The organism is Promicromonospora noduliphila (assembly GCF_056951025.1).
Genome location: NZ_CM167806.1, coordinates 4,023,021 through 4,036,855 on the forward strand (window position 1 = coordinate 4,023,021; position 13,835 = coordinate 4,036,855).

General features: G+C 71.0%; 16 protein-coding genes. 8 read left to right on the forward strand and 8 right to left on the reverse strand.

The annotated features are described in order from the left end of the window. Positions 1–23 precede the first annotated feature (23 nt). Positions 24–1,184: a MalY/PatB family protein gene (locus AC0QU1_RS17670; protein WP_483571110.1), complete on the reverse strand. Its 1,161-nt coding sequence runs from the start codon at positions 1,182–1,184 to the stop codon at positions 24–26. Beyond that, a complete protein-coding gene (locus AC0QU1_RS17675; protein WP_483571112.1) occupies positions 1,181–1,966 on the reverse strand; it encodes a helix-turn-helix transcriptional regulator in 786 nt (261 codons plus the stop codon). Before AC0QU1_RS17675 ends, AC0QU1_RS17670 begins: the two co-directional genes overlap by 4 nt. A 441-nt stretch (positions 1,967–2,407) precedes the next feature. On the opposite strand from AC0QU1_RS17675, the gene AC0QU1_RS17680 reads away from it, so the two are divergent. Genes AC0QU1_RS17680 through AC0QU1_RS17705 form a run of 6 tightly spaced genes read left to right on the forward strand, consistent with a single transcriptional unit; the run spans position 2,408 to position 9,259 of the window. Next, the gene (locus tag AC0QU1_RS17680) at positions 2,408–3,997 is read left to right on the forward strand and encodes an ABC transporter substrate-binding protein (RefSeq protein ID WP_483616259.1); all 1,590 of its coding nucleotides are present in this window, start codon (positions 2,408–2,410) and stop codon (positions 3,995–3,997) included. A 2-nt stretch (positions 3,998–3,999) separates the two neighbouring features. Beyond that, entirely contained in the window at positions 4,000–4,935 is a 936-nt protein-coding gene (locus AC0QU1_RS17685) for an ABC transporter permease (RefSeq protein WP_483571116.1), read from the forward strand. Between the two features lie 13 nt (positions 4,936–4,948). Further along, positions 4,949–6,283 (forward strand): metal-dependent hydrolase family protein, encoded by a 1,335-nt coding sequence (locus tag AC0QU1_RS17690; RefSeq protein WP_483571118.1) that lies wholly within the window; start codon positions 4,949–4,951, stop codon positions 6,281–6,283. Further along, positions 6,280–7,215, forward strand: a complete 936-nt coding sequence (locus tag AC0QU1_RS17695; RefSeq protein ID WP_483571120.1) for an ABC transporter permease — start codon at positions 6,280–6,282, stop codon at positions 7,213–7,215. Before AC0QU1_RS17690 ends, AC0QU1_RS17695 begins: the two co-directional genes overlap by 4 nt. An 8-nt stretch (positions 7,216–7,223) precedes the next feature. Then, on the forward strand, positions 7,224–8,237 hold the full coding sequence (locus tag AC0QU1_RS17700; RefSeq protein ID WP_483571122.1) for an ABC transporter ATP-binding protein: 1,014 nt from the start codon (positions 7,224–7,226) through the stop codon (positions 8,235–8,237). Continuing rightward, positions 8,234–9,259: an ABC transporter ATP-binding protein gene (locus tag AC0QU1_RS17705; RefSeq protein ID WP_483571124.1), complete on the forward strand. Its 1,026-nt coding sequence runs from the start codon at positions 8,234–8,236 to the stop codon at positions 9,257–9,259. The genes AC0QU1_RS17700 and AC0QU1_RS17705 overlap by 4 nt, the downstream gene beginning before the upstream one ends. A gap of 89 nt (positions 9,260–9,348) precedes the next feature. Here the strand turns inward: AC0QU1_RS17705 and AC0QU1_RS17710 are convergent, their stop codons facing one another. The 6 genes from AC0QU1_RS17710 to AC0QU1_RS17735 all read right to left on the reverse strand — a co-directional run bounded on the left by AC0QU1_RS17710 (position 9,349) and on the right by AC0QU1_RS17735 (position 12,490). Further along, positions 9,349–9,930, reverse strand: a complete 582-nt coding sequence (locus AC0QU1_RS17710; RefSeq protein WP_483571126.1) for a dihydrofolate reductase family protein — start codon at positions 9,928–9,930, stop codon at positions 9,349–9,351. 63 nt (positions 9,931–9,993) lie between these two features. Continuing rightward, on the reverse strand, positions 9,994–10,833 hold the full coding sequence (locus AC0QU1_RS17715) for a helix-turn-helix domain-containing protein (RefSeq protein WP_483571128.1): 840 nt from the start codon (positions 10,831–10,833) through the stop codon (positions 9,994–9,996). A 162-nt stretch (positions 10,834–10,995) separates the two neighbouring features. Next, positions 10,996–11,352 (reverse strand): signal peptidase I, encoded by a 357-nt coding sequence (locus tag AC0QU1_RS17720; protein ID WP_483571130.1) that lies wholly within the window; start codon positions 11,350–11,352, stop codon positions 10,996–10,998. Then, entirely contained in the window at positions 11,352–11,576 is a 225-nt protein-coding gene (locus AC0QU1_RS17725) for a hypothetical protein (protein ID WP_483571132.1), read from the reverse strand. Before AC0QU1_RS17725 ends, AC0QU1_RS17720 begins: the two co-directional genes overlap by 1 nt. Before the next feature lie 48 nt (positions 11,577–11,624). Beyond that, positions 11,625–12,236, reverse strand: a complete 612-nt coding sequence (locus AC0QU1_RS17730; protein WP_483571134.1) for an inositol monophosphatase family protein — start codon at positions 12,234–12,236, stop codon at positions 11,625–11,627. Then, positions 12,206–12,490, reverse strand: coding sequence for a hypothetical protein (locus AC0QU1_RS17735; protein ID WP_483571136.1), 285 nt, complete (start codon positions 12,488–12,490; stop codon positions 12,206–12,208). The genes AC0QU1_RS17730 and AC0QU1_RS17735 overlap by 31 nt, the downstream gene beginning before the upstream one ends. Positions 12,491–12,497: 7 nt before the next feature. Between AC0QU1_RS17735 and AC0QU1_RS17740 the strand changes: the two genes are divergently transcribed. Beyond that, positions 12,498–12,986: a hypothetical protein gene (locus tag AC0QU1_RS17740; RefSeq protein ID WP_483571138.1), complete on the forward strand. Its 489-nt coding sequence runs from the start codon at positions 12,498–12,500 to the stop codon at positions 12,984–12,986. A gap of 111 nt (positions 12,987–13,097) precedes the next feature. Then, positions 13,098–13,808: a hypothetical protein gene (locus AC0QU1_RS17745; protein ID WP_483571140.1), complete on the forward strand. Its 711-nt coding sequence runs from the start codon at positions 13,098–13,100 to the stop codon at positions 13,806–13,808. The last annotated feature ends 27 nt before the right edge of the window (positions 13,809–13,835 follow it).

Below are 13,835 nucleotides of genomic sequence, written 5' to 3' on the forward strand. Positions count from 1 at the left end.
GAGACCCGACCACGCGCGCTTGGTCACCGTCGCAGCGCGAGCGCCGAGCCCATCTGCGCGACGGCTCGTTCGAGCAGCGGGCGCGGGAGGGCGAAGTTCAGGCGGACGAAACCGGGTTCGCCGCAGGCGACGCCGTCCACCAGCGCCACGCCCGCCCGCTCGCGGAAGAACTCGCCCGGCTCATCGCCGAGGCCGAGCTCGCGGCAGTCGAGCCAGGCGAGATACGTGCCCTCGGGCGGGGTGTACCCGACGCCGGACAGGTGCTCGGTGACCAGGTCCGCCAGCAGCCTGCGGTTACCGTCCAGGTAGGTGACGATCTCCTCGAGCCACTGGTGCCCCGAGCTGAACGCCGCGGTGTTCGCGATGACGCCGAGGTTGGCGGCCCCGTGCTCGGCCATGAACCCGACCTTCTCCCAGAGTGCCGCGTCGGCGTCGTTGGAAAGCAGGAGCTGCGCGCACTTCAGGCCGGGCAGGTTCCAGGCCTTCGACGCCGAGGCCGCCGTCACCGTGTGCCCGGCGGCGGCCTCCGACACGGAGGCGTACGGCACGTGCCGCGCCCCGGGGTAGACCAGCGGCGCGTGGATCTCGTCGGAGAACACCCGCCCCCCGTGCCGCTCCACGACCTCGGCGAGGGGTTCGAGCTCCTCGCGGGTGAACACCCGCCCCAGCGGGTTGTACGGGTTGCACAGCACGAGCAGGCCACCGCCGTCGGCGAACGCGCGGTCGATCCCGTCCAGGTCGAGGCGCCACACGCCGTCGTCGTGCAGCATCGGAACCTGGATGGTCTCTCGGCCGAACAGCTCGGGGATCCGCAGGAACGGCATGTAGGCCGGCGTGGTCACGATGACCTTCCGGCCCGCTCCGCAGAAGTGCTCCATGGCGACCTCGAGGCCCTTGACGACGTCGGGCAGTGGACGGATCCGGTCGGGCGAGAGCTCCCAGCCGTAGAACCGGGCGTACCACTGCGCCACGGCTTCGGACATCGCGGTGACCAGGCTGGGCGGCAGATAGCCGAACTGCGCGTCGTCGACGGCGGTGTGCAGGGCGCGCGCGATCCCTGGTGCGACCCCGAAGTCCATCTCGGCGACGAACGCGCCGATGCTGTCGGGATAGGTGGACCACTTGATGCCCCCGCGGGCGCGCAGGTCGTCGACGGAGATGGCGTCGAGGTCGTCTGGGCTCATGTCTGGCGCGTTCCTCTCGTGGTACGTGCGGACGCCGAACGCCGGGGCGAGCCCTCGGCCTCGGTGTCACCGATCTCGTTCAGGTAGTTGTAGATCGTGAAGCGGCTGACCTGGAGGGACTCGGCGATCATCTCGACGGCGTCCCGGAGCAGGAACATCCCGCGGGCCTTGAGCTTCTGGACGATCTCGATCTTGTGCTCCTTCTTCATGCGCTCCACCGGGACGTCGCAGTCGGCGATCGCCTGGTGGATGAGGTGCGCGGCGAGCTCGTCGACGTCGCGCACGAACACCTCGGGGGTCTGCGCGGGCCCGTCCGAGACCGACGGCTCGGCGGGAACCACCGAGCCAAGCATGCTCTCGGCGATCTTCCGGACGGCGACCCACGAGGAGACGTCCGTGTTGATGCACAGCGCGGCGACCGGCACGCCGGCCACGTCACGGATGATCATCGTCGAGGACGTCAGCCGCCGGCCGTCGGGCAGGACGGTCTCGTAGCCGAGGTGCTGGTTGGCGAAACCGGTCATGGCCTCCTCGAGCAGCAGGTCGGTAGCGGGGTCGCCCTTGCGCCGACCGGTGACATCACCGTGCACCGCGACGATCGAGTCCGGCAGACGCGACAGGTCGTGCAGCACCACCTCGCTCGACACCGGCAACGCCTGGCCGATGAGCTGGACGACGTCCGAGAAGACGGCGATGAGCCGCTCGCCGTCGATCGACGGCGCGGGCGGTTCGAACGAGGCAGGAAGCGACACAGGCCGGTCGCTCGATGTCCTCTGGGTCACGGATCCTCCACACATGCTCTCGGCGCGCGGGCAGCACGGCCGACGCGCCAGCGGTCAGCCTGCCACCGGGTTGTGACAGGCATGTCAACTGATCGTTGCACCTTCTTACATCACTTGTTGAGTCGGGGACTCGGCTCCCGCGGCCGCACCCCGGGCCGCACAACCTGCAGAAACCTGAGGAAAAGCCCGAACGACGCCCGCCTTCACGCCCGTTTCGGACGTAAATACTACGTTACGGAGCCGCCACTGACCATTGACCCTCCGCGCGCGCCGCTCCTAGGCTCCCCTGCATTCGTCAACGGCCTGTTGAAGTCTGGACCTCTCCCGGGCTTCATCCGTACCCGGAGGAGAGCCATGAGAAGCACCGCACGCCCGAGACCCGCACCGCGGCGACCTGCAGATGGCGCAGTCCCTGGCGCCGCGGCGCTCGCGGTCACGGCCGTGCTCGCCGCCTGTTCCGGCGGTGGCGGCAGCGCCGGTGAGGCCGGCGCACCGCAGGAGCCGGTCGCCGGCGGTGCGGCGACGTTCGCCGTCGACTCACCGTTCTTCGGCTTCGACCCCAACGTCACGCCGGCGGCTCAGGACGCGCGCGTGATGCGTCAGGTCTTCGACTCGCTGCTCTACCTCGACGGCGACGGCGAGATCCAGCCGTGGCTGGCGACCGACTGGGAGGTGAGCGACGACGGGCTCACGTACACGTTCACCGTCCGCGACGACGTGACGTTCCACGACGGGACCGCGTTCGACGCCGACGCCGTGTGCTTCAACCTCGACCGGATCAAGGACCCGGACACGGGCTCGATCTATGCCATCGGGCTCATCGGGCCGTACGACTCGTGCGCGGCGCCCGACCCGACGACCGCCGTCGTCACTCTGACGACGCCCTACGCGCCGTTCCTGAACCAGCTCACCTCGCCGTTCCTCGGGATCAACTCCCCCACCGCCGCGGCCGCCGCCGACCCGGCCGACTACACGCTGGCGCCGGTCGGGTCGGGGCCCTTCACGTTCGAGTCCTACACACCCAACGACCGCGTGGTGCTCCAGCGGAACGACGACTACGACTGGGCGCCCGGTAATGCCGGCCACTCGGGCCCGGCGTACCTGGAGACCCTGACCTTCCAGATCGTGCCGGACGCGACCGTGCGCATGGGATCGGTGCGCAGCGCCGGTGTCCAGGGCGCGAGCGGCGTGCCTGCCGAGGAGGCCGCCGCCGTCGAGGCCGACCCGTCCCTGGAGATGATCACCCAGCAGCAGTCGGGCGCGCCCTACCAGCTCCACCTCAACACCGCGCGGCCGCCGTTCGACGATCCGGCGGTCCGCGCGGCGGCCCGCTCGGCCCTCGACATCGACGCGGCCGTCCAGGCGCTCTACCTCGGGGTCGTCGACCGGGCCTGGGGTCCGCTCGCCCCGACGACCATCGGGTACGACGCAGGGCTCGAAGGCTCGTTCGCGTTCGACCCACAGGCCGCTGCCACGGCGCTCGACGAGGCCGGCTGGGTCGAAGGGCCGGACGGGGTGCGCGAACGCGACGGCGAGCGCCTGACGGTGACGTACCTCGAGGGCACGCCGAACCGCGAGAAGCGGCAGGACTTCGCCACGCTCTTCGAGGAGAACCTCGAGGACGTCGGCTTCGACGTCGAGACGGTCTTCGAGCAGGTCGGACCGCTGCAGAGCCGGCAGCAGTCCGGGGACTACGACATCATGGGCCTCAGTCTCGTGGCCGTGGACCCGAACGTGATGTACCAGATGTACGACCCGGCGTTCATCCCGGAGCCCGGCCGGACCGGGTTCAACCTCAGCCACACCGACGAGCCGGACCTCACCGACCTGCTGGCGCGGGGGCAGAGCACGCTCGACGACGCGGGCCGGGTCGACGTCTACACGCAGGCCCAGGACGCCGTCGTCGAGCAGGTCCGCTCGATCCCGGTCTACGTACCCACCTACACGGTGGTCCTGAACGGCCTGACCGGGCTGCGGTTCGACGCCGAGGGCTACCCCGTCTTCTACGACGCCTCCCTGACTCAGGACTAGTCATGGGTTTCGTCATCGGAAAGCGGGTCGTCGCGGCCGTCCCGACGATGCTCGGGGTGACGGTCATCCTGTTCGTCGCGCTCCGGCTGCTGCCGGGTGACCCCGTCGCCGCGATCCTCGCGGGGTCACCCGCCACCCCGGAGCTGGTCGCCGGCCTGCGCGAGCAGTTCGGTCTCGACCAGCCCGTGTGGCAGCAGTACTGGACGTTCCTCACGAGTGCCCTGGCGGGCGACCTCGGCACGTCGTACGCGACACGCCAGCCCGTGTCGGCGATGATCGCGCAGCAGATCGCGCCGACCCTGCAGCTCGCCGTGGCCGCCGCCCTGGTCTCGGCGGTCACGGGGATCCTGCTCGGCTCGTTCGCGGCCCTGCGGCGCGACGGCGCGGCCGACAGCGCGATCCGGGTGCTCAGCCTGGTCAGCACCTCGATGCCGTCGTTCTGGGTCGGGCTGCTGCTCATCATGCTGTTCTCGTTCCAGCTCGGCTGGTTCCCCGCGACCGGCAACGCCGGGCTCACGTCCCTCGTGCTGCCCGCGCTCACGCTCGGGCTGTCCGCGGCCGGCACCGTCACGCGCCTGGTGCGCAACAGCGTGATCGAGGTGGTGGGCGACCCGTTCGTGAGCGCACTGCACGCCAAGGGCCTGCGGCCGCGCGTGGTCGTCATGAAGCACGTGCTGCGCAACGCGGTGATCCCCACCGTGACCGTCATCGGCCTGCAGCTCGGGGCGCTCGTCGCGGGCGCGGTGATCGTGGAGGCCGTGTTCAGCAGGCAGGGGCTCGGCCAGATGCTCGTGCAGGCCATCGGCGGCAACGACTACCCGGTGATCCAGGGCGTGGTGCTCGTGATCGCCGTGATCTACATCGTCATCAACATCGCGGTCGACATCTCCTACGCGTTCATCGACCCGCGCGTGCGGTCGTCGCTGAGCCGCGCCTGAAAGGCAGGTCATCATGCGAATCCTCAGTGCGGACCGAGTCCTGGCCGGGCCGGACCTCACCCCGGTCGAGCACGGCGCCGTCGTCATCGACGGCGAGCGCATCGTTTGGGTCGGTCCCGAGCACCAGCTCGCCGAGCAGGGCTTCCCCACGGACGGCGCCGTCGTCGAACGGTACGGCGACGCCACCGTCCTGCCCGGTCTCATCGACGCCCATGTCCACCTCGCCTTCGACGGCGGCCCGGACCCGGTCGCGCGGATGCGGGCCGAGAACGACGCCCTGCAGGTGGCGCTCATGCTCGCGAACGCCCGCGGGCTGCTCAGCGTCGGTGTCACGACGGCGCGCGACCTGGGCTCGCGCGACTACCTCAACGTCGACGTGCGGGACGCGGTGGCGGCCGGCACGGTCCGCGGGCCACGGATCGTCGCGGCCGGCCCGCCGATCACCGTCACGGGCGGGCACTGCTGGTTCATGGGTGCGGAGGTCGACTCGGTGGAGGAGATGCGGCGCATGGTGCGGCGCCATCACAAGGCCGGGGTCGACGTCATCAAGCTCATGTCCACCGGAGGGAACATGACCGCCGGGTCGGCGCCGTGGCATGCGCAGTTCACCACCGAGGAGCTGCGGGTCGCCGTCGACGAGGCACACCGGCTGGGCAAGAAGGTCGCCGCGCACGCGCACGGCACCGAGGGCATCCGGCGGGCCCTCGACGCGGGGGTCGACTCCCTGGAGCACTGCTCGTTCCAGACCGAGCAGGGGTTCGGCCCGCCCGACCCGGAGCTGGTCGCGCGGATCGCTGCCTCGGACGTCGTCGTCTCACCGACCTGCAACTTCCGGATGCCGATCTTCCGTGAGCTCATGCCCGACAGGGAGCCGGCGCTCGGTGAGCTGTACCGCGCCGGCGCGACGGTCGTCGCGAGCACGGACGCGGGGATAGACAACACGCCGCACCACGGGTACGTGGGCGGTCTGGAGGCCATGACGACGTTCGGGATGCCCCCGCGCGACGTGCTCGCCGCCGCGACCACCGTCGCCGCCCGCACGCTGGGCGTCGACGGCGTCACCGGCGCGCTGGTACCCGGCCTGGAGGCGGACGTCGTGGTGGTCGGCGGAGACCCGACACAGGACATCGCCGCGCTGAACGACCTGCGCCGCGTGATCACGCGCGGCACGCCCTTCGAGCCGGACGCCCTCCCGGCCATCCCGCCGCTCGATCCCGCCTCCCTGCCCCCGTTCCTGCGGTCCCTGCTGGAGGCGCGGGCCTCGCAGGTGCCGGCCTCCGGGTCGACGGAGGCACAGCCGGCCGCCACGGCTGAGCTGTCCGGGACCGGATCGGCGGGGCCGGCATGAGCGCCGTCGAGCCGGTCACCGGGGTGACGAACGGGGATGCTCCGGGGACGACGGCCCAGTCCGGTCCCGCCCCGGAGTCGGTTGACGCCGTCCGCCGGCGGCTGCGGCGGCCCGCCGTACCGGGCGGCCTGTCGGTCAACACCGTCGTGCTGAGCGCCTCGGTCCTGTGGCTCGCCCTGGTTCTCGTCGCCGCGCTCGCGCCCACCCTCCTGACCGGGGACGACCCCACCCGGCTCGCGCCCGGGCGCGCCCTCACGCCCCCGGGGGACCTGACGTTCGCGGGAACCGACCACTACGGCCGTTCGGTGTTCACCCTGCTGGTGCACGGGGCGCGGCCCGCGATGCTGATCGGCATCAGCGCCGCCGCCCTCGGGGCCGTGTGCGGAGGTCTGATCGGCCTGGTCGCCGGGTACCTCGGCGGCTGGACCGACATGCTGGTCGGCCGGGTCATGGACGTACTCATGTGCTTCCCCGGCGTGCTCCTTGCGCTGGTGATCGCCGCGGCGCTCGGCGCGACGACCGGCAACCTCGTCCTGGCCGTCGGGATCGCGAGCGTGCCCGGCTTCTACCGGGTGATGCGAGGCCAGGTGATGTCGGTCCGCAACCGGCTGTACGTCGAGGCCGCGCGGTCGGCCGGGTTCTCCTCGATGCGCATCCTGCTGCGGCACGTGCTCCCGAACGCCCTCGCGCCCACGGTCGTCCTGGCCACGGTCACCGTCGGCGTCTCGGTGGTCGCCGCGGCGTCCCTGAGCTTTCTCGGCCTCGGACCACGCAGCGACATTCCCGACTGGGGGCAGCTCCTCGCGCAGGGACAGCCGTACCTCGCCACCGCGTGGTGGGTCTCCACCCTGCCGGGCCTCACCCTCACCCTCACCGTCATCGCGGTCAGCCTCGCCGGCGACTGGCTGCGCGACCGGCTCGACGCCGACTAGGAGGCACCATGCCGTCCGAGATCCTGCTCGACCTCGACCACGTGCGCGTCGACCTCGCCCTGGCCGGCCGCACCGTCCCGCTCGTCCGGGACGCCACCTTCCGGGTGCGGCGCGGCGAGATCCTCTGCCTCGTCGGCGAGTCCGGCAGCGGCAAGTCTGTCACCGCCCGCACCGTCATGGGCCTCACCCAGCTCGACCGCCGGATGCGGGTGGGCGGCGCCGCGCGGTTCGGCGACACCGACCTGTTCGGGCTCGACCCCGAGGCCATGCGGCGCCTGCGCGGCCGTGACCTGTCGATGGTGTTCCAGGAGCCGCTCAGCTCGCTGGACCCCGTCTACACCGTGCGCTCGCAGCTCACCGAAGGGCTGCGCCGCAGGGAACGGCTCAGCCCGAAGGCCGAGACCGCGCGGATGCTGGAGGCACTGGCCGAGGTCGGTATCGTCGACGGCGCGCGGGTCCTGCGGTCCTACCCGCACCAGCTCTCCGGCGGCATGTGCCAGCGAGTGATGATCGCGATGGCCCTGCTGGCGCGGCCCGCACTGCTCATCGCCGACGAGCCGACCACGGCGCTGGACGTCACGATCCAGGCCCAGATCCTGGAGCTGATCGACCGGCTTCGGCGTGAGTCGGACATGTCCGTGCTGCTGGTCACCCACGACATGGGAGTCGCCGCCGACCTCGCCGACCGGGTCGCCGTCATGTACGCCGGCCGTGTGGTCGAGGAGGCGGAGCCGGTGCGCGTCTTCGCCCGCCCCGGCCACCCGTACACGGCCGGGCTGCTCGGGTCCATCCCGCCGATGGCGGGCCGCCGGCCCGCACGCCTGCCGATGATCGGCGGGTCGGTGCCCGACCCGTCAGCGCTTCCGGCCGGATGCGCGTTCCACCCGCGCTGCGCCAGGGCCGACGAACGCTGCGCCCACGAGGACCCTGCCCTCGAGGTGCGCGACGGCGGCGCCATCGCGTGCTGGAACCCGGCGGAGCCGACCGAGACACCCGCCACGACCGAAGGAGCCCTGCGATGACCGCCGTCACCGTCCGCACCGCAACGGGGCCCGAGGTCCTCGTGCGCGACCCGATCCTCCAGCTTCGGTCGGTGTCGAAGCACTACGAGGTCCGCACCGACAGCAACCCGTTCGCGCGCCCCAGGGTCCTGCGGGCGGTCGACGACGTCAGCCTTGACGTGGCCCGCGGCGAGACGTTCGGCCTGGTGGGCGAGTCCGGCTCCGGCAAATCGACACTGGGCAGGCTCGCCGTCCGGCTCACCGAGCCGACGTCGGGCTCGATCCTGTTCAACGGCCGCGACATCACCACGGCCGCGGGCCCGGAGCTGCGCCGAACCCGACGGCACATGCAGGTCGTCTTCCAGGACCCGCTCGGCTCGCTCAACCCGCGCATGCGCGTCGGCGACATCATCGGCGAGCCGCTGCGCGTCTTCGAAGGACTGCGCGGCGCAGCCCTGACCGAGCGGGTCGCCGAGCTGCTCACCGCCGTCGGGCTCGACCCCTTGCGCGCCGGGGCACGCCCGAAAGCGCTCAGCGGCGGCCAGCGGCAGCGCGTGGGCATCGCCCGCGCGATCGCCCTCGACCCGAGCCTCGTGCTGGCCGACGAGGCCGTCTCGGCACTCGACGTGTCCGTCCAGGCACAGATCACGAACCTGCTCCTGGAGCTGCGCGAGCGGCTCGGGCTCACCTACCTGTTCATCGCGCACGGCCTGCCGATCGTGCGACAGGTGGCCCAGCGGGTCGGCGTCATGTACCTGGGCCGCATCGTCGAGACCGCGCCCGTCGACGAGCTGTTCGACGACCCCCGCCACCCCTACACCCGGGCACTGCTCGCCGCCTCGCCCGTCCCGGACCCCGCACAGCGCCGCGAACGCGTCGTCCTGCGCGGCGAGCCGCCGACGCCACTCGCCCTGCCCAGCGGATGCCGGTTCCGCACCCGGTGTCCCATGGCCCAGGACGTGTGCGCCCACGAGGCGCCGCCCGTCGTCGCCATCGCACCGGGTCACACGGCCGAGTGCCACTTCGCCGACACGGGAGCATGACAGCTTGGCCGCCGACGTGTGGTGGTTCGTGACATTGGTGGCGCGACAACGAGCGAATGAGCGTTATGGCACCCGTTTCAGCGTTCCGGTCAACGGCGCACCTGATAGCGCAGGTGAAGCACCCGGTTGCCCTGGATCACGACGTCAGGATCCTCCAGCAGGTGCTCTGCGTGGACCGACCCGAAGTAGCGCTTGCCGGACCCGAGCACGACGGGTGCGACGTCCATGCGCACCTCGTCGACCAGGCCCGCGGCAAGCGCTTGGCCGCCGACGTCGCCGGCGGCGACCTCGACCACGCGGTCACCCGCGAGCTCCTGTGCCTTGGCGACAGCTGCCTTGATGCCGTCGACGAAGTGGAACGGCGCCTTGAGGTCCCAGCCCTCGGGCGCCGGCCGGTGGGTCACGACGACGACGTGGTCGACCCCGGACGGAGGCGTCCCGTCCCAGCCGTCCGTGATGTCGAAGACGTGGCGGCCGGCGATCGTCGCCCCGATCTGGTCCCAGTAGGGCCGGATGTGGTCGTAGGACGCCTGTGACACCTTCAGGACGCCGCTGTCGTCCAGTGGCACGTCACCGCTGACCAACCAGTCGAACAGCGGACCGGGATCGTCGTTCTCAGCCGCGATGAAGCCGTCCACCGAGACCGCCGCATTCATGACCACCTTGCTCATGGGTTCCTCCTCTGTCTGGAGTCCCGAGTCTTGTGTGTCGTGAGTGGTCGCTCTTGTAAGAAATCAATCGGCCGGCAGCGGCCAGCCGTCCAGCGCGTGGTCGGGATACTCGCGCAGGAACCGCCGCCGGGCTTCGATGTACCGGGTCGGCGTGAGCCCGGTGAACTCGCGGAACTCATGCACGAAGTGGGCCTGGTCGAAGTAGCCCGCGCGGGCGGCGACGTCGGCCCAGTCGATCGGTACGGCGACGTCGAGTGCCAGCACGGTGTAGGTGAAGCGGTAGCTGCGAGCCAGCCGCTTCGGCGTGACACCGACAACCGCCTTGAACCGCCTCGCCACGTAGGTGCTGCTGGCACCGGCCGCGACGCCGAGGTCGCTGATCGGCACCGCTCCGCCGGTCGCCGCGATGGCGCTGCTCATCTGGCGCACGAGGTCCAGGCCGTCGATCTCGCGCAGCCGTCGCATCAGCTCGTCCTCGAGCAGCGTCAGCATCTCGTGCGGTGCGTCCGCCGTGGTCAGCCGGTCTCGCAGCTCAGCGGTCGACGCGTGGCCCCAGATCTGCGCGACCGTCGTCGGCCGGTCGCACAGCTCGGCCGCGGGCATCGGCAGGAACGGGGCCAGCCCCCACGGCTTGAAGTGCACGCCGACGGACCGGGTCCGGGGTGGGTAGCTGAACTCCCACGCACGGGTGGGCGTGGCGACCACGCAGCCGTCGACGTACTCCGCCGCCTCGACAGCCGTGCCGGCGCGGATGAGGAACGGCATCCCGAGGTTGACTATGAGCAACGGCGCCGGCGCAGCCGGCAGCATCAGTCGGGAGTACGGCGCTGGACCCTCCAGGTAGTAGAGGTCATCGATCAGCCCGTCCAGCGGCGGCCGCAGCACTCTCGACACGTATTCCACGCGTTCAGTATCGCCGGGGGCTTCATGCTGCTACAGCCAGCGCACGGGCCCTCAGCGAAGGACAGGACTTCGAAACAAACAGGTGCGGCGACTGGATCAAGTGCCCCTACCCGTTCATGGTCGTGGCCATCGCCTTCAGCTGGCGGGCGGCTATTCGCGGCGTCAGGCAGACGGCCACCGGACGGTAACGACTACAGCGTCTTCCTCGGCCTGCCAGGAGTGGTCGATATCGGGGCCCCAGACGACGTAGTCGCCCTGCCGCTCAAGGATCGTGCTGCCGACCGTCAGGTCGAGTCGGAACCGACCACTGACCAGCAGGAGCATCGTCGTGCGCCGGTCGTCAGCGGTCCACTCGGAACGCCGCTGGCCCGCCGGATGGATGCCCCACTTCACCTCCAGCGCGCCGGAGTTGCGGACGACCGCACCAGGGGTCTCCGGGGCAATGAAGTGGCCCAGGAGCCAGCCGCGGTGCTGGTCCGCGTCATCGGTCGCATTGCCGCTGTACCAGGTGTCTGACATCAAGTTCCCCATTCGACGGCGGGCAGGTCGACGCGTCCTTGCCCAAGCTCGCTGAGACGTCGGAAGCCCTGGGGCAGAGCGAACAGCCCGTCTGTGCTCCAGGCAGGATCGTGCGCGAGTGCATCCAGCAGGATGCGGTCCCGACTGGAGTACCGCCGGAGGTTGTTGGACTCCCAGTCGGCTTCGATCTGACCGCCGAACCGGGTCCACCACTCCACCTCCATGGTGCCCCTTGTAGGGTCGCGAACGGATCGAGGCGCTGGGCACCGGCTTCAGACGCGTATGGCGCTCCGGATCTCCTCGGCAAGGGCCTGGTTGCCTGCGGCGATGAACTTTCGCCGCCGACTCATGGTCGCGTTGATCTCGGCCAGGGTGTTGAGCCCGTAGTCGAGCGTCATGGGGTTGCCTTCGAGGTCGATGGTGACTCCGCCGGCGGCGTGCAGGATGTAGTGCCCCGGGGACAGGTCCCACACGGCGAAGCCCTTGGCGATCTCCATCGTGGCGTCGGTGAACCCGGCCGCGACATGGCACAAGCTGATCGACCCGAAGTCGACACCGATCCGCCCCTTCGCCCTCCCGTCCTCACCGGGCGCGCTGAGCAAATCGAAGAACCGTTCCTGCCGCGCCAAGGGCCGGAACCGTTCGGCCGGCCGCATCAGGTAGTTCGTCACCAGGGCCCGGGACAGGTGAGCATTCGACGGCGACTCCAGGACGTGCCGGTCCCCGTCCGCCGTGATCAGGAAAGCCCGGTCCGTGCCGTCGTCCTCCCGGACGGCGAGGTAGAGCCGGACGTGGTGGAAGATATCGCCCACGACCGCAATGACCGGCCGCCGCAACGACCGCGAGTAGATCATCAGGTGCGTGTACCCGTGCAGGGCCCGCACCGCGAGCTCGCTGGTGTCCAGCGGGTCGACCAGGACACACAGGTCCGGTCGGTGTCCTCGCCGATGACCTGCGGGTCGTCCTCCTCGGAGGCGTAGATGAACGACGGGATCACACCGGCCAGGAGTTCCTTGTACCGCTGGTGCATCCACAGGTCGTAGTCGGACAGGAAGTTGTCCTCGTGGCGCAGGTTCTCGTTCTCCGCACGACGACCGGTGAGTGCCGCCTGGACCAGGCGCGGTCGGATCTCCGCCATCGTGGCCGTGACCAGGTCGGTCCTGGGCGTGCTCGAGGCGGCGATCCTGCACTGGATCGCCGCGGCCTTCCTTCCGTGGCAGGCGGCGCTCGTCGTCGACGTGGTCGTCGGCGGGCTCACGCTCGCACTGCTCGTGGCGTTCGCCTCCCCGCTGTGGTCGCGCCACCGCCTCACGAAGGACGTACTCCGGCTGCGGCTCGGATGGGTCGCTGCTGTCAGCATCCCGCTCGACGCCGTGGAGTCGGCCGGCGAGTACCTGCCGACCGCGACCCGGCCGGCCGAGCTGGGCGCCGGTCTCGACGCCGCCACCGGGCGGGTGTCCCTGGTGCGCTCAGCGGCCTCCCCCCTGGTGCTGCTCAACCTGTCGCGTCCGGTCCCCGCACGGGTCCAGCTGTTCAAGCGAGCGGAGGCCACGTCGGTGCTCGTCGGGGAGGACGACGCCGGGGCGATGGTCGCCGCCCTACCGAGCCGCGCCGAGGGCGGCCCCGGCACCTGAGCTACAAGGGCTGCGAACGCCCGACTCTCGTACCCGAAGTGTTCGTCTCGCGATCACCCGCCCGTGCGGTGGTGGCCCTACCCTGAGGCAGCGCCTGCGACTGGAGAGGTGATGAGCGCCAGCAGATACGGGTACTGGGAGTCGGATCGTCCTGCGATCGAGGTCGGGGCGACGCGCGCCGGTCTGGGCGCGTACCGGCGCGAGTTCGGGCTCCGCCGGCGCGTGGGTACCGCGATCGCGTACTGGTTCACGATCACGTGCGTCTCGGTTCTGCTCGGCACCGGCGTGCAGGTCCTGGAGCTGCAGGTCGCGGGCAACGTGCTCGGCGGCGAGGTGCTCACCGTCGGCCTGGTCGCCGCGGTCGCGGCCGGGGTGGCCGTGCTCGCGCGAACCAGCTGGCGGCGTCTGCCCGCCGAGATGGCCGAGGCCCTGGCGAGCGCACCGTGGCAGGCGTGGCCGTGCTGGCCCTACCCGCACCCGCACCCGGAGCAGGACGACCGGGCCGAGACCTCGACCAGGATCGATCTGGTCGACCCTGACCGGAACCGGGTGCGCGCCTTCGCCCACCAGTTCCCGGACGGTGCCCGGTCGGTCCGCCGGGACCGGCCGTTCACGGTCTGGGTCTGCGAGGGCACCAACGGCGTCGTCGTCCTCGGCCTCGATCGCGGCGCCGTCCTCTGGCGCGCGCAGGCCGCACCCGACTGGCCGCACGGATCATGGACCCAGTCCGGCTACGACGCCGACCCCGCCGGCAAGCGCGCCTTCGAGCAGGCCTGGCCCAAGGCCTTCGCCGCAGCGAGACCCGAGGCGAACGAGAGCTGAGGCTGGAAGCGGCGCTGACCCGCGACT

Bases quoted from the DNA above. Each gene is read 5' to 3' on its own strand.
- AC0QU1_RS17670 (WP_483571110.1), bottom strand. From the start codon at position 1,184: ATGAGCCCAGACGACCTCGACGCCATCTCCGTCGACGACCTGCGCGCC.
- AC0QU1_RS17685 (WP_483571116.1), top strand. From the start codon at position 4,000: ATGGGTTTCGTCATCGGAAAGCGGGTCGTCGCGGCCGTCCCGACGATG.
- AC0QU1_RS17690 (WP_483571118.1), top strand. From the start codon at position 4,949: ATGCGAATCCTCAGTGCGGACCGAGTCCTGGCCGGGCCGGACCTCACC.
- AC0QU1_RS17695 (WP_483571120.1), top strand. From the start codon at position 6,280: ATGAGCGCCGTCGAGCCGGTCACCGGGGTGACGAACGGGGATGCTCCG.
- AC0QU1_RS17700 (WP_483571122.1), top strand. From the start codon at position 7,224: ATGCCGTCCGAGATCCTGCTCGACCTCGACCACGTGCGCGTCGACCTC.
- AC0QU1_RS17705 (WP_483571124.1), top strand. From the start codon at position 8,234: ATGACCGCCGTCACCGTCCGCACCGCAACGGGGCCCGAGGTCCTCGTG.
- AC0QU1_RS17710 (WP_483571126.1), bottom strand. From the start codon at position 9,930: ATGAGCAAGGTGGTCATGAATGCGGCGGTCTCGGTGGACGGCTTCATC.
- AC0QU1_RS17720 (WP_483571130.1), bottom strand. From the start codon at position 11,352: ATGTCAGACACCTGGTACAGCGGCAATGCGACCGATGACGCGGACCAG.
- AC0QU1_RS17725 (WP_483571132.1), bottom strand. From the start codon at position 11,576: ATGGAGGTGGAGTGGTGGACCCGGTTCGGCGGTCAGATCGAAGCCGAC.
- AC0QU1_RS17735 (WP_483571136.1), bottom strand. From the start codon at position 12,490: ATGGCGGAGATCCGACCGCGCCTGGTCCAGGCGGCACTCACCGGTCGT.
- AC0QU1_RS17745 (WP_483571140.1), top strand. From the start codon at position 13,098: ATGAGCGCCAGCAGATACGGGTACTGGGAGTCGGATCGTCCTGCGATC.